The sequence below is a fragment of the Ideonella paludis genome, from assembly GCF_018069865.1.
Classification (GTDB): Bacteria; Pseudomonadota; Gammaproteobacteria; order Burkholderiales; family Burkholderiaceae_C; genus Ideonella; species Ideonella paludis.
The window spans coordinates 219,808-234,228 of sequence record NZ_JAGQDG010000006.1; the positions used below are offsets into that span (position 1 = coordinate 219,808).

Annotated in this window: 12 protein-coding genes; 9 read left to right on the forward strand and 3 right to left on the reverse strand. The window is 57.9% G+C overall.

The window, feature by feature from the left end:
* The first annotated feature begins 120 nt into the window (after positions 1 to 120).
* A complete protein-coding gene (locus tag KAK11_RS16270; protein ID WP_210810286.1) occupies positions 121 to 1,509 on the forward strand; it encodes a TolC family protein in 1,389 nt (462 codons plus the stop codon).
* Positions 1,510 to 1,541: 32 nt separating this feature from the next.
* Here KAK11_RS16270 and KAK11_RS16275 read toward each other — a convergent pair whose 3' ends face one another.
* Complete coding sequence (locus tag KAK11_RS16275) at positions 1,542 to 2,588, reverse strand: Bug family tripartite tricarboxylate transporter substrate binding protein (protein WP_210810288.1); 1,047 nt, start codon at positions 2,586 to 2,588, stop codon at positions 1,542 to 1,544.
* 321 nt (positions 2,589 to 2,909) lie between these two features.
* On the opposite strand from KAK11_RS16275, the gene KAK11_RS16280 reads away from it, so the two are divergent.
* Both KAK11_RS16280 and KAK11_RS16285 read left to right on the forward strand, forming a co-directional pair.
* The gene (locus KAK11_RS16280) at positions 2,910 to 4,673 is read left to right on the forward strand and encodes a CocE/NonD family hydrolase (RefSeq protein WP_210810289.1); all 1,764 of its coding nucleotides are present in this window, start codon (positions 2,910 to 2,912) and stop codon (positions 4,671 to 4,673) included.
* A gap of 66 nt (positions 4,674 to 4,739) precedes the next feature.
* Positions 4,740 to 5,735, forward strand: a complete 996-nt coding sequence (locus tag KAK11_RS16285) for a GGDEF domain-containing protein (RefSeq protein WP_210810290.1) — start codon at positions 4,740 to 4,742, stop codon at positions 5,733 to 5,735.
* Between the two features lie 30 nt (positions 5,736 to 5,765).
* Here KAK11_RS16285 and KAK11_RS16290 read toward each other — a convergent pair whose 3' ends face one another.
* Positions 5,766 to 7,250, reverse strand: a complete 1,485-nt coding sequence (locus KAK11_RS16290; RefSeq protein WP_210810291.1) for a hypothetical protein — start codon at positions 7,248 to 7,250, stop codon at positions 5,766 to 5,768.
* A 13-nt stretch (positions 7,251 to 7,263) separates the two neighbouring features.
* Positions 7,264 to 8,265, reverse strand: a complete 1,002-nt coding sequence (locus KAK11_RS16295; protein ID WP_210810292.1) for a hypothetical protein — start codon at positions 8,263 to 8,265, stop codon at positions 7,264 to 7,266.
* A gap of 671 nt (positions 8,266 to 8,936) precedes the next feature.
* Between KAK11_RS16295 and KAK11_RS16300 the strand changes: the two genes are divergently transcribed.
* The 6 genes from KAK11_RS16300 to KAK11_RS16325 all read left to right on the forward strand — a co-directional run bounded on the left by KAK11_RS16300 (position 8,937) and on the right by KAK11_RS16325 (position 14,416).
* Positions 8,937 to 9,287: a hypothetical protein gene (locus KAK11_RS16300; RefSeq protein ID WP_210810293.1), complete on the forward strand. Its 351-nt coding sequence runs from the start codon at positions 8,937 to 8,939 to the stop codon at positions 9,285 to 9,287.
* A 94-nt stretch (positions 9,288 to 9,381) separates the two neighbouring features.
* Complete coding sequence (locus KAK11_RS16305) at positions 9,382 to 10,959, forward strand: OLD family protein (RefSeq protein ID WP_210810294.1); 1,578 nt, start codon at positions 9,382 to 9,384, stop codon at positions 10,957 to 10,959.
* A 764-nt stretch (positions 10,960 to 11,723) separates the two neighbouring features.
* The gene (locus KAK11_RS16310) at positions 11,724 to 12,566 is read left to right on the forward strand and encodes a hypothetical protein (protein WP_210810295.1); all 843 of its coding nucleotides are present in this window, start codon (positions 11,724 to 11,726) and stop codon (positions 12,564 to 12,566) included.
* The gene (locus KAK11_RS16315; protein WP_210810296.1) at positions 12,553 to 13,347 is read left to right on the forward strand and encodes an FRG domain-containing protein; all 795 of its coding nucleotides are present in this window, start codon (positions 12,553 to 12,555) and stop codon (positions 13,345 to 13,347) included. Before KAK11_RS16310 ends, KAK11_RS16315 begins: the two co-directional genes overlap by 14 nt.
* 186 nt (positions 13,348 to 13,533) lie before the next feature.
* Positions 13,534 to 14,019: a DUF3592 domain-containing protein gene (locus KAK11_RS16320; RefSeq protein WP_210810297.1), complete on the forward strand. Its 486-nt coding sequence runs from the start codon at positions 13,534 to 13,536 to the stop codon at positions 14,017 to 14,019.
* 16 nt (positions 14,020 to 14,035) lie between these two features.
* On the forward strand, positions 14,036 to 14,416 hold the full coding sequence (locus KAK11_RS16325) for a hypothetical protein (RefSeq protein ID WP_210810298.1): 381 nt from the start codon (positions 14,036 to 14,038) through the stop codon (positions 14,414 to 14,416).
* Positions 14,417 to 14,421: the final 5 nt, after the last annotated feature.

A 14,421-nucleotide genomic window follows, 5' to 3' on the forward strand; every position in this document is an offset into this window, starting at 1 on the left:
GCTGGCCGTGGCGCAGAAACACGGGGCTCAGCGGGCGCTCATTCGCGCTTTAGGCCCCTCAAGTTGGCGGTCTACTGAGGCCAGCAACTCTGACCGGGGGCTTTGCTGCCCTTGCATGCCATGGACACCTTGAACCACCGCACCGCCCGTCACCGTGCCCGCGCACCCCGCCCTGCCCTGCCGGGCAAACCCACGGCCATTGCCGCTGTGGTGATTGCCGTGTTGGCGGCGGCGCTGATGAGCACCCGGGCTGAAGCCGCTTCGGCCTGCTCAGAGCCTGCGAATAACGGCAAGAACGAGGTCACCGACCCCGCCGCCGCGCGCTTGCAACTGGTGAGCCTGGTGGCCGCTGCGCAAAAGCGCAGCCAGTCGGTGGGGGCATCCAAGCTGCTGGCCGAGGCAGCCGCCTTCGATGTGGAAGAAATGCGAGCCGCAGGCAAGCCTCAGCTCAGCTTCAACACCAGCCTGGGCCCCGCCGGCAGCAAGCCCGAAGGCGGCGAGCACAAAGCCAGCCTGCAATGGCGCACCGGCGTGAACTTCTCTTGGGCGCTGTATGACCACGGCCGCGTCGAGCACCTGACCCGCTGGCGCGCCAGCCTGGCCGACGCTGCCCAACAAGGCCAAATCAGCTTGTCTGAACAAGTGGCCCTGCAAACCGTGAACCTGGCCATGGAGCGCAGCCGCCACCGGCTGCACACCCAAGTCTGGGGCCAATATGCGGCCAAGGTTTGCAAGCTGGTGGACTCGCTTGAACAAATCGTCGCGGCTGACAAAGGCCGGGGCAGCGAGCTGGTGCAGGCCCGCAAAACGCTGCAGCAAGTGCAGCTCTCGCAAGCCCAAGCCCGCACCCAACTGGCGGTGACCGAAACCCGCCTGAAGCGCCTGGTGGGCGAAGAGCTCCCCGAGCCGGCCAGCCTCTCGGCGCTGCTGCCTGGGGTGCCAGCGCTGGCTGACCTGCAAGACCGCGCCGTGCGCTCGGCCGACATCGTGGCACTCGACGCCCAGGCCAAGGCTGCCGCCAACCTGGCTGACGCCACAGTGGCTTCGCAAAAGTTTCAGGCGGGTGTGGCCGTCAGTGTCAGCACTGCCCTGGGCAAAGAAAAATCCGGCGCCTGGAATGCGGGCGTCAGCCTCAGCATGCCCATCTTGAACCCCGGCGCCGACCCCGCCGCGCAAGCCGCCCGGCTGCGCGCCAACGCCGCCAAGCTGCAACGCGATGATGCGCTGGAGTCCCTGCGCAGCCGCTTGGCCGAAGTGCACCAACAAGCCGAGGCCTCCAGCACACGGGCCCGCGAAGTGGTGGGCGTGCTGCGCAACAGCGAGCGCGTGCGCGAGGACACCCTGGCGCAATGGCAGCAGTTGGGCCGCCGCTCTTTGTTTGATGTGATGTCCGCCGAGGGCGACCACTTCAACCTGCGCTTGGCCTATGTCGACGCCCTGCACGACAGCCAGCAATCGATGGCTTTGCTGTGGTCGCTGGCCGGTGGCATCAGCCAGCCCCTGAACTGAGCCTACAGCCCCCAGGCCGCGCCACAGCCACCTCAGGCCTTGAGCTTCAAGATCATGGCAATGGCTTCGGCCATGGCCTGCTCAATGGTCAGCGAGTCGGCAAAGTCTTTGCCGATCAAGGTGGCCACGTTCCAGTTCTTGTCAGCCACCGTCTGACGCCATTGCGGCGTCTCGGTGGCGCGCGTGATGATGCGGCGCAGATTGGCCTGTTGCTCCTCGCTGATCTTGCCGGCCGCAAACACACCGCGCCAATTGGCCAAGTCGGTTTGAATGCCGCCTTCAGACAGCGAGGGAATGCCGTAGAGCTTGCGGCGTGACGAGACCGCCAGCGGCGTCAACACCTTGGCCTCGATGTCGCCCTTGAACTCGCTATAGCCCGAGATGGCCACCGTGGCTTTGCCGCTGGTGATCATGGCCACCGCCTCTTTGCCGCCGGGGTTGGGCTCGTACTTGAGCTTGGAGACATCCAGGCGCAACTGGCGCGCCATCATCGCGGCCAGCATGTGGTCCACCCCACCGGCCGAGCCGCCCGTGAACACCACGCTGGAGAGGTCACGCTTCATCTCATCGGCCAGGTCTTTCAAGTCCCTGATCTTGGACGTTGCGCCGCTGACCAGCACCATGTAGTCGCTGGTCAAGCGTGCCAAGGGTGTGACCTGGGCCAGCGTGATCTTGGGGCGGCTGGCCGCAATGGCGCCCACCATCACCATGCCGCCCACCAACAAGGCCGCCGGGTCGCTGGAAAAGCGCTCCACAAAATCGGCCAAGCCGATGGTGCCGCCCTTGCCGCCTTTGTTCTCGTACTCCACCTTCTGCGCCAGGCCCGCAGCCTGGATGGCCGCCCCCAGGGCGCGGCCGGTTTGGTCCCAGCCGCCGCCGGCGCTGCCAGGGATGTAGATGCGCATCAGCGGCAGCGCCACAGGCGCCGGGCCGGCGGGCTGGGGGGTCGGCGCGGGGCGATTGGGCGCCGGTGCTCGGGGTGCCGCGGGAGTGGCCACGGCCTGTGCGTGAGCCCCTTGGCCCAGCGCTGACAACAGAGTGCCTGCCGCACCCGCCAAAACCCAAGAACGACGGTCCATGACTACCCTTCAACAAACGAGTGGCCGGGAGTGTCGCTCATCTACAGCCCGGATTGAGGCTTGCTCGCACGCTGGCATGGGGATGGCAGGGCTTTGTGCACGGCAGCGGGCAGGCCCGGCTGGGCAGCCCGCCGGCTCGCCAACGCGCCGCGCGTGCAGATGCCCGCCAAAGGTGCGGTTCCGCGCGAATAAGGCACGGATTCGCGTTTTGAAACACTTTTATGGGCTGTTCGCCACAGAAGCGGGTATCTACCTGTACTCCTCTGCAAGCTTCTTCTCCAAAATTAAAACGAACGGTCGTTCTATTTAAGGAGACAAGCGATGACCCTGCCCCGTCCTTCCGCTTTGACATCAGGCCGCGCCTGGTGCCGCCTGCTGGCCGTGGCCACGGCCAGCCTGAGCCTGTGGGCCAGCCCCGCCGCCCAAGCCGGCGTGAACTGCCGCCCCGCCACGCCGCTGGAAGCCGCCACCTGGGTGAGCCCCGTGGCCAAGCCCGGTGTGATCTCGCCGTATGACGGCACCTGCTTTGCCACCGGCTACACCGTGGTGGGCACCGACGGCGTGCGCATGACGGCCAATGTCTTCTTGCCCCGGGGCGCGAACGAGCCTGGCCGCAAGTTCCCCGGCGTGGTGTTCATCTCGTCTTGGGCCGCAGCCGACTTTTTTGAGTACATCGGCCAGCAACAGCGCCTGGCCCAAGACGGCTACATCGCCATGGCCTACACGGCCCGCGGCTTTTACCTGTCTGAGGGCACCGTGGGGGTGGCCGGTCCACAGGATGTGTCGGACGTGTCCTCGGCCATCAACTGGATGCTGACCAACACCCCCGCCGATGTGCAAAACATCGGGGCCAGCGGCATCTCCTATGGCGCCGGGCTCTCGCTCTTGGCAGCGGCCGCCGACACCCGCATCAAAGCCGTCACCGCCCTCTCGGGCTGGGGCACGCTGATGGACCAGCTCTATGGCCAAGACGCCGCAAACCCCACCTGGGCCAACATCCTCTTCCTCTCTGGCGCCGTGACCGGCCGGCTGGACCCCATCGTCGCGGAGTACAGCGCTGCTATCCAAAACCCCGACACGCCCAAGAGCAAGATTGACGAGATCCGCGCCTGGGGCGCCGAGCGCTCGCCCTCCACCTTTGTGGCCGCGCTGAACCAGCGCAAGGTGCCGATCTTCATCTCCAAGAACATGCAAGACGACATGTTCCAGTCGGCGTCCAGCCTGAGCCTGTTCAGCCAGCTGACCGGGCCTAAGAAGTTCTTGCTCAACCCAGGCATTCATGCCATGACCGAGCTGCCGGGCGCCACCTTGGGGCTGGACAACTACCCCATGGACCAAGCCCATCGCTGGCTCAACCGCTTCTTGAAGGGCGAGCAAAACGGCATCGACCAAGGCCCCAAGCTCGACTGGCAAGTCAAGTTCAGCACCCGCCGCGAGACGCTCTCCAACTGGCCCGCGCCTGAGCTGAAAAACACCACCTACCACCTCAGCCCGCGCGGCGCCTTTTATTGGGACATCTGGTGCTTCTGCTTCCGCGGCCACAACGGCGGCCTCTCCACCACCAAGAACACCAAGGCCGGCAGTGACGCGATGAGCAACCTGCTGGACACCACGGCCACCACCGGCCTGATTCCGATCTTGTCGACCACGGGCGAGAGCATTGGCCTGCCGGTGCTGAACTACCTGCCCAGCGTGGCCTGGAACCACGGCATCCGCTATGAAGGCCCGGCGCTCAGCCAGCCGCTGCAGATCCGGGGCATCCCACAGCTCAAGCTGCGTGTCACGCCCAGCCAAAGCCGGGGCATGGTGGTGGCTTATCTCTACGATGTCGGGCCGCTGGGCTTTGCCACCTTGATCACCCACGGCGCCCGCGCGGTGCACTGGGCCACACCGCGCAAGACCATCGACTTCCCCATCGACCTGGCGACCACGGCCTATGACCTGCCCGCCGGCCACCACCTTGGCATCGTGCTGGACACGGCCGACAGCCTGTACGGCTCGCCCGTGCGCTTTGGCGAGGCCTTCAGCATGAACATCGAGTTCTCCTCCAGCACCAGCTCCACCTTGCTGCTGCCCACCCGCTGAAGCGGCCCGCGCTGAGGGGGCCGCGCGCACCCTCAGCTTCTGGCGCATCCGGCCGATACAAAGGGCATGGATGCGTTACCGGCCCAGCCCTCGTCGCGCACGGATGTCTTGCTGAGCATCCGTGGGCGCATCACTGCGCGCACCGGGCTGGTGGCGGCGGGGCTGATCTTGCCCTTCAGCGCCTTTCATCTGAGCCAAGGCCGCTATGCGCTGGCGCTCTTAGACCTCTTGGCCGCCCTGATCTTTGGCGGCAATGCCTGGGCGCTCATCGTGCGCGACAGGCCCCTGATGCCCTACCCCGCCCTGGTGGCCGCGCTGGCTTTGGCGGTGTTGGGCTCGGTGCACTTTGTGGGCGGCGTGGCCTTGCATTGGGCCTTTCCGGCCACCATGTTTTTTTACCTGGTGCTGCCGCGCCGCCAGGCGCATGTGGCCTGTGCGCTGCTGCTGCTCAGCGGCAGTGGCCTGTCCTACTATCACCTGGGCTTGGCCAACTGCGTGCGCTTTGTGGTGACCGCCGGGCTGACGCTGCTGCTGATGAATGTGGTGTTGGGCTTGGTGGGCGAGCTGCAACAGCGCCTGATCACCCAAAGCCTGACCGACCCGCTCACTGGCGCCCTGAACCGCCGCGGGCTGGATGAAGCCCTGGCCCAAGCCTGCGCGCAGGCCGCCGGCGGTGAACAAGCTGCGCTGGTGTCGTTTGATGTGGACCACTTTAAGTCCATCAACGACCGGCTGGGCCATGCCGGCGGCGATGTGGTGCTGCGCGAGGTGGTGAGGGCCGCCCAAGCACGGCTGCGCGCCGGGGACCGCCTCTACCGCTTGGGCGGTGAAGAGTTTTTGGTGCTGCTGCAAGCCAGCAGCACCGCCGAGGCGGCCGACCTGGCCGAAGACCTGCGCCACTGCATTGCCAAAGCCGAGGCGCTGCAGGCCAACCCGGTGACGGTGAGCGTGGGCGTCAGCGCCTGGCGCCCTGGCTTGACGCCGGACTCCTGGCTGGGGGCGGTGGACACCGCCATGTACCGCGCCAAGGGCCTGGGCCGCAACCGGGTGGTGGTGACCTGAGGCCTGAGGCGCGGTGCCTCCGGTGCGCTTTTAAGAGGCTGCTAGGCCAAAGTCAGCCCGCACCGCGCGGGCTTTTTGCCGCTCGGCCAGGCTGGTGGGCTGCTTGGCCAGCACCACGCGGGCACTGGCCGCAGCTTGCGCGGAAGCCAGCGGAAAGCCCTCGGCGTCTTGCCAGCCCACATGGCGCACCTGCAAGCGGTGCTCAAAGCTGCCGCTGCCCCAAAAGCTGTCGGTCCAGGGCGCCAGCGCTTCTTGCAAAGCTTCTTCGGGCGTGCGGCCAGAGGCCTGAGGCACCTGCCAGCGCAGCACCACCAAGCCCTCTTCGGCCAGCAGGCGCGCGGCAGCGCCCAGCGCAGCGGCGTGGTCGGGGCGGCCCGGGCGCCACACACCTAAGTCCACCACACTCAAGCTGCCCAGGCGGGCCTCCCAGGTGGTGGGCAAGGCGGCGCCCAGGTCCAGCACCTCGTCGCAATCGGGGGCTTGCAAGCCCTGCGGGGCACGCACATGCCACCAGCCGGGCCAGCGGGCCTCGTTGGCGCCCAGCAGGCGCAGGCGGTCCAGCACGGGGGCTGCTTGGCGCGCGCTGCTGCTGGCGGCCCAGGTGGCCTCGGCCAAGGCCAGCGCGGCGGCAATGCCGGCATGCGGGCCTGCTTGCCACTGGGCCAAGGCTTGCTCGGCTTGGGCCACAAAGCCTTCGCTCATGGCGCCACCAGCCAAGGCTTGGGTCAAAGACTGCGGCGTGGGCTCGAACCACTGTACGCCAGCCATCAAGGCCGGCGGCAAGCTGATTTGTGCGTTATTGGGCCGCTCAGCCAGCACGGGCGTGCCGTGGCGCAGTGCCAAGGCCATGCCCAGCGCATCCACCGGCGCGTCGTCTTCGCGCAGCAGCATCAGCATGGCTCGGGCTTGGCCGCACAAGGCCTGGCGCTCGGGGCCGGCCAGGCTGTGGCTCCAGCGCTCGACGCCAATGCCCATCTGCGCCATACCGGCCAAGAGCGCGCCTTGGCGGGCCGTGGCCTCGCCCGGCATCAGCAGGCCCAAAGGCCGCTGGGCCAGGGGTGTGGTGGTGTTGGGCACAGCCTGCAGCGGGCCGGGCAGCCAGTGCGCCACCGCAGGCTCGCCGGGCTGGCCGCTGCGGTAGCAGGCCTCGGAGCCGGGCTGGGTCTCTAGCACCGGCCAGCGCTTCAGCAAGCGCAGCGCCGCTGGGGGCATCTCCAGGCTGCCGGGCTTGAGCGGCACGGTGTTGACCAGCACGCAGGCTTGGCCGGCCGCTGCCGCCGCATCAAAGCCGTATTGCACGCCAAACACAAAGTTAACGGCGTCGGGCCGCAACTGCTGGCGGGCGAGCGTCACGCTCAGGCCTGCGGCTTGCAGCTCTGCGCGCAGCGCCAAGGCGGCGTCTAAGGTTTCAAGCGCTTGCGTGTCTCCCCAAGGGTGCACCACGCAGATGTGGGCTTGAAAGGGGGTGGGCGCAGCGGCTGCGGCGGTGCCAGAGGCGGTGTGAGGTTGGCTCATCAAAGGGTGCTCCTTAGGCGGCCAGGCGCTGCCGTGCGCGCTGGGCAATTTGTGCCTCTAGCGTGGCCAGGCAGGTGTAGCTCTCTTGCAAAAAGGCTTGGCGGTGGTCTTCAATCCACTGCCGGTAGGCGGCAAAGCCTTCGGCCATGCGGGCGTGGTCCACCATGGCCTCGCCAATGCGGGCCAGCACCTGGGGCACGCACAGGGTGTGGCGCTCGTCAAACTTGTAGTCGGGGCCAATGGGCACGTCTACCTCGTTGCCCGCGCTGCCTTGGGTGTTGGTGATCACCACGCAGCCGCACAAAGCGGCCTCACGCGGGATGCGGTCTCGCCCGGGGTGCGGGCCGAAATCGACATACACCTTAGAGCGGCCCAGCAACTGCGCCACCTCGGCCGGGCTCATGTTTTCAATCGGCACCCACTGGATCTCGGCCGGCGAGGCCGCCATCAGTTTCTGCGTGAACTCCAGCCCCTTCTTGGGGTTGTAGGCCACGATGTTCTGCTTCTCGCCACCGCGCAGCGCGCGCGCGCGCTCCACAATCTCGTCGCGCACATAGTCCGTCAGCATCAGAGCCTCGGCCCCCTGGCGCGCCACAAACTGCCGCGCATATTCAGACTGTGCAAAGTGGACCACGCCAAAGCGTGGGTCAAACACAAAGTCCAGCGGGCCACGCTGCCCGGCCGGCATCTTCTGCGCCTGGCGCATGGCCTCGTTGCGCACCGCAAAGTGCTCCACGCTCAGCCACCACAGCGCCCGCGTGGCGTGCCGCAGCTCTAGCAATTGCAGCGTGCCCGTCTCTGGCACCACCACCACGCTGTCTGGTGCATCCACGATGTCGCGCACCACCCGCGGCCGGTACATCTTGAACACCGCCGGTGTGGGGTCTGGGTCGTCCTCCGGCAAATACACCATGGCCATGTCGTAGCCCAGGCGCTGCCCGGCGTCGACAAACTGGTGCAGGGCCTCCGGCCCCCCGGTGACAGATGAAGCTGGGCACAAGACATGGACTTTCATGCCTTGAGTCTAGGCAGGCGGGGCGGAATGCAACGGTGAGAAAAAGGGGGTGGTTGGGGGGTGAGCTTGGGGGTTGGGGTGGGGACTGCGTAACGTATGGATTAGGGAAATCGAGGGCAAATTACGCACAGAGAGGGCCTCTTTCAGTGCCGAAAGTCGATAAAGTGACCAATATCCGCTCTGCCAAAGTGTCGACTTGTCAATGCTGCTTCAACGTCCGTCTCAACATGAAAATCATCATTACTGACAAGAACTTAGTGGCCAAGCACTCGAACCTGCCGAATGCGGCAGGTTTTTCGGGCGATCAACGTTTTGGCTAAACAAAGAATTAGGCCTCACTAGGACAATGGTTAATATGGCGACTTCCAAATCAGAAACTATGCGCAGCGGGCATCGCCAGCGCCTCAACTTGACCACTATGGATCTAGGCATTGAACTCACGCCTAGAGCCAGACAGTGTGCACTTGAAAGGATTCGAGCCGCTTCGCTGCAGTCCCTGAACTGTCATTCCGAGGCTGAGCTCTACGAAAATATGAATAAGATAGTTCGGAGGGCGACGGAAATTACTGCAGATAGGCGGTCCGCTCCGAGTGGTCCCAAACAACTGACTTCTTATGACCTCCAGAATTCACTGAAGTCCCTTTGTCCCATTTGGCCCTTCTGTTGAAATCATGGACGAGCAAACAAAAACTGCCTTGAGCTACGCCACTGAAGTGGTTAAGCATCTTCTGACATTGTCAACGGGCGTTATTGCGCTCACAATTATCTTCACAAAAGATTTCAACGCGAAACCCACAAATGCGCAAGTGTGGTCAATGAAATCATCTTGGGGACTGCTTCTGGCGTCGATCGTGTTTGGTCTTGCCACTATGATGGCGCTAGCGGGGACCATAGCAAAAAACCCCCCTCTTTCGGCATCGAGTATTTATGAGAATAATGTGAAGATCCCGATGACGCTCCAACTTCTAACCTTTGTGCTAAGTATGGCCGCCACAATTTTATATGGCTGGTCTGCGGTGTGAACCTACGCTTACTCATTGGACATAAGTTGAAACATCACAAACATGCAGGTTAAACCGATTCGTTCGGTTGCAAATATTTAATATTGGAGATGAAGTGAATATCAAAAACTCTAATCCCGAAGTTGATTTCGGTGAGCTTATAAAGGACGATTATCTCAAATTAATCGAGTCTTCATTAAATTCGATTGCGCAATTCGATTTTGATGAACTGTTAAATAGAATGATTTTGTTATTCATTGAAAAACCCGACGAGGCCGATAAAGTCCTATTGATTACAGATAAGTTTTACATATATAAGGAAATATGGAAAGCAATCCTGGAAAAACTTTACAATGAGTTTTTGCCGCACTATCACTTTGAATTTGATTGGGAAATTGAAATATCCCCCTACACTCTTACTCTGTGCGAGATAACAAAAAGCAGAAGATGCGAGAATGAATTTGACATAATAAGGAGATTGCTAAAAATTTCAGATCCGCAATTTGATACTGATTATCATGAGATTTTGAGAAAACTTGGCCTTGATTCGTTAGGACTCCCCGATGGAGTGATCGGAAAAATCCCTGCGCAGCTAGTTCCAGAGACAAGAATTGATCAATTAAACTTGTTATTTCGCTTAATGACTTTCCCCCCTCTTGATGGACTTGCAGTTTTTTATGTGAGATACGGCAGTTATACCAAACAGAAAATTGAAAGCTTATCATTTTTCTCACCTGGAAATAACCTTTCCAAAACAGTAGACTTCAAATTGCAGGGACCGTTGGCTGATTCATTTTTTGACATATCACATAAAATTTTTCAAAAATACGGACTAGACAATATAGAGTCCAACGAACAATTTTCCACGTATAGAGATGAGTTTGCATCCATAAGGAAAGCCGCCAAAGAATTTAAGGCGCAGCTCAAGGATAAATTTATATGCTCATGTTGTGGAGAAGAGCAGGAAATTAACCTGCCTGAAGAGGTAGCACAATTTAAGTTTCTGATCGAAAGCAGAAAATTATCCAGGGAAATTGGACTATTATATATAGACGATTACATTTTGGATTACAAAGAAAGAATAGCAAATATGCTATCGAAGCTTACAGAGCACATCAATGCAGCAGAGCACCCAAAATGTTTGATATTGGTCGAGGGCGAGAGTGAGGAAGTCTTTATTCCAATAATTGCTCTGCGATGCGGCTTTAATTTATATTCACACGAAGTAAAAGTTTATAATTCAAAATCAAAACAGAAGCTTGAATCCGATTTCATGAGCTTCAAATCAAAGTATCCAAAACTAAAAATGATCTGCATGTTAGATTCTGACGCCACAAGAGAAAGAGATGGGCTTAATCGAATTATAAAAAATAATCGTGAAAAATACCATCTGACTTATATTTCGAAGGGCTGCTTTGAAGATCTATTCAATTTAGAAGATTCTATTCACATTTTGAACGAATTATATCCAGAAGGCGAACTAATATCTATTGCCGACTTCGAGAAAGGAAAAGATTTCATGGCCAACGTGAAAAAAATATTGCATCTTAAAAAGAATGCTCAATTTGATAAAGTGAAATTCGCTCGGAAAATGGCATTTCTGATTAAGGCAACAAACATACCTAAAGAAATAGGAGAAGTACTTAAGGCGGCAGAAAAATTCACAGCAAAGAAGATCTTTATCGCAAGCTAAGCAATAATTACGTACACCAAAAGAAATATAGACTGGGTAGCACGCAGCGATATAAATCCGTAACCTGAGTCGTTTGTTGGATAAGCCCGGCCAGGATGAATTGAGGCTATTGCCGCTGTAGAATGATCCGAAATCGGATATAAGGTCGGCGGCGCTGGGCGCAGGGGACCGGGTCGCTGCTGATCCGCTGAGGGCGGTGACGCGGGATAGGTTGAAGCTGTCTGAATATCTTCGAATTTGAACGATCGCCGCCTCGATTGACTCGATGCGTAGTTTGGCCGAAACCCAGCCATTGAGGGGTGGCCGTTGCAGCGGTCGTGCTGGCAGTAAGTTTTGACCACCGAGAGGTGAATTTGTCAGTTTGGAGATCCTGGTGGCGTGCCACAGCCCCGCACTGCCGACGCTTGCTTCATCCGTCTGGGGCGCACAATCACCATGGGCTGCTCACAGGCGCAGCGCCAGACCGGGCGTGATCCGGCCTGGAGGGGGCCTGAATCAGCTGCATCAGCGTACACCGCGTGTCGTGGTGCCTGAAACGATACGCGGTAAACCCGGCAGGCAAACTCGAGCATGGGTGAAATTCTTCGTCAAAAACATGGCTCACTTCCCACACATTCAATGCATGCGACCATACCTTGCGAGGTCAACAGCGTCCGGGCCGTCCCTATCCGGAGCGGCTTCGTCCAACCGGCCAGTCGAGCCGAATGATTTTCAGCCAGTCCCTTACTTTTGGCTAGACAGCATAAAATACAGGATCTCTATCAATGCAGACAGTTGAATACAGTCTTTTTAGAGTCAAGTTTATTAAGCCAGCTCAAGGATCACTCTTCAATCAGAAGGCGAACCCACAAGATCTTCTAATCGCCGCTGTAATGCAGAAGCCTTCTGGTGAGTTAAGGGCTGGATATTACTGGCATATTGGAAATGTGCAATTATTTAACAATGCAAGAGGATACTTTGCAATTGGGAGAACCACAACCTCCTCGATAGAGAAATTCGACGAAGCCAGCGGAAACTTCATCGAAGAAGAAACAGAAGAAAGCCCTTACACTCATTGTGTTTTTGATGCATCAATTGGCTTCATTGGGATTGCAAAAAAATCAAACCTTTCCCAAACAACGAAGGGTATTGCGAACAGGCTGGAGGAGCTTCTTTCCTTAACTGATGGCGTCATCGAAAATAGCATATCAGTTGAAGTAAGGCCAATCCCAGACCCAGATGGATTCCTCAAAGCAATCACAGAAGCATACAAAGTCTACAGTTACACAGCAACCTTCCGGGGGCCTAACCCTTTTGATGCAGATGAGCACTTCCAGAAGCCGCTTGCTGTATATTTGTCCGCAGCTAACGGCCAAAAGGGAAAGGCAACAATTAACGGCGATGATTTAAATCGAGAAGTTCTCACTGAGGTCACAAGAAGTACGGCGGCAACAGGGAATGAAGCAGCGGCGCGGGTTCAGAAGAGCAAGAAACAAAAGGCAATTACCATCAACCTACGTGGAGACCCAATTAAGCGTAGACACGACGAAAATGAGCATAACCCAGAGATTGTGCTCAATGACTTGATGAATCAATACATGAGGGTCCGTCGCAATGAAGCTGATTAGAGTTTTATCGGTGGGAGAACTTATCGAACGTATCAACAGCTTACCAAATCACTACATCTACAGAGGTCAGGCCAATTCAAATTGGCGCTTAGAATCATCACTGGAAAGAGTCGTCGGGGCCAATTGGAACTCGAAATCAGCTCAAATTTTTGAAGACTTCTCGCTTGAGTGCTTTCAATCAAAGTTTCACCTTTATGACACCGAGAACTGCTCGCCCAACTCAAAGCTGGCTTGGCTCGCGGCTATGCAGCATTATGGAGCCCCGACGCGATTAGTAGATTTCTCCGAAAGCCCGTATGTCGCCCTATATTTCGCCTTAGAAGCTATTAATCAGGCCACCAAAGCCGACTTTTCACTTTTCATGATTGACTATCGAGCAATATTGGAGAAGTCGATAGAGCATATCAAGTCTGTGGATCGAGACTTCAAAGAAACAAGGCAATCCATTCAAGGAAAGCAAGACGAAGTTTTCGAGCGGATCGTTGATCGTTTCTCTTATGACATCGCGTGGATTACTGAGCCAAAGATTCTCAATGCTCGAATTGATCGTCAGTCAGGTTCATTTCTTCTATCCGGGAACAGAGGAAAGAGAATTGAGGAGGTACTGTCTTCGGATCTTTACAAAGACGTCGATATGCAGAAGCTAGAAATCCCAAGCGAGTTAGCTTCCGGAGTTTACGCATTACTTCGTAAAATGAACGTGACAGGCAAGAGTTTATATGGTGATCTTGATGGTCTTGCCAAGTCCATTCGAATGGAGATGCAGGTATATTCGGTCTAGCATCGCGACCAATCGGATGCCCAAAATCCCAAGGCTTCGCCATTTTCATGGGCTTTTTGGCGTGCTCTACTCGCTACGTTCCTTCAGGTCCCGCTTACCTTGGGCGTAGCAACGGGTGTCATAAGTCAGCTTCTTATATTAAAATAATTCTATGGATATCAAGAATTTTGACGCGCTCCACTTCCCATGCAAAGCCACTCGCTATCATCCACCATCAGGGTGCTTTTCGCTGCTGCGGTGGCCTTGTATGCACTCCATACACTGTTAAATTTATCTATGGTCGCGTTCAAGGCCAAGCGATCGGAATCATGGCCTCGCGTAGAGGGCAGAATCATCAACTCAGCGGCGAAAATTGGGTGTGGCAAACAGGGTAATAAGTTCTATCCTGATATCAAATATGAATACATCGTCAACAGCGGCGGAACCTATACCAGCAATAATGTGGTATTTGGGTATGACCCCTGTGGCTCACAGCAAGAGGCTGCGCAGTTTGCTCAAAAATTTCCGCTTGGAGCAACGATTCCAGTCAGCGTCAACCCCAGAGATTTATCCGAAGCAGTGCTGATGCCTGGCACGATGCGATACATTCCGTGGGAGGTCATCGTTGCTCTTTCAATCATCTCTTTCGCCGGTTGCATAACCATCATCAATTACGTGCGTAAAGAGTCATGAAATTTCTCTTGCACACATGAATAGCAAAATAATTCTCATTGTTTTGTTTCTGACCTTGGGCCTTTCCGGGGCGTGTAGCGGCTACTATGAAAGCCATCATCGGGCAACGCCCAAAGCCTTTGACATCCTCTTCTTGGCGGTGAGCACGGTGCTGGTGTACCGCTGGTATTACCTTGATGCGGCCGCTCGGGCATACCGCCGCACAGCGCTGTTGGGAGGGGCCGTCATCATGTTGCCGCTGCTGGCCCTTCCGTATTACCTTTTCCGCAGCCGGCCCACTGGCCAAAAGATGCGCGCCTTGTTGGGGTACTTCGGGCTGTTGGTGTTGGCCATCGTCACCATCGTGCTGGGCGGCTTGCCCTTTGCCCTGGCGGATGTGGCGACCACTCCCCGATAGCAAGC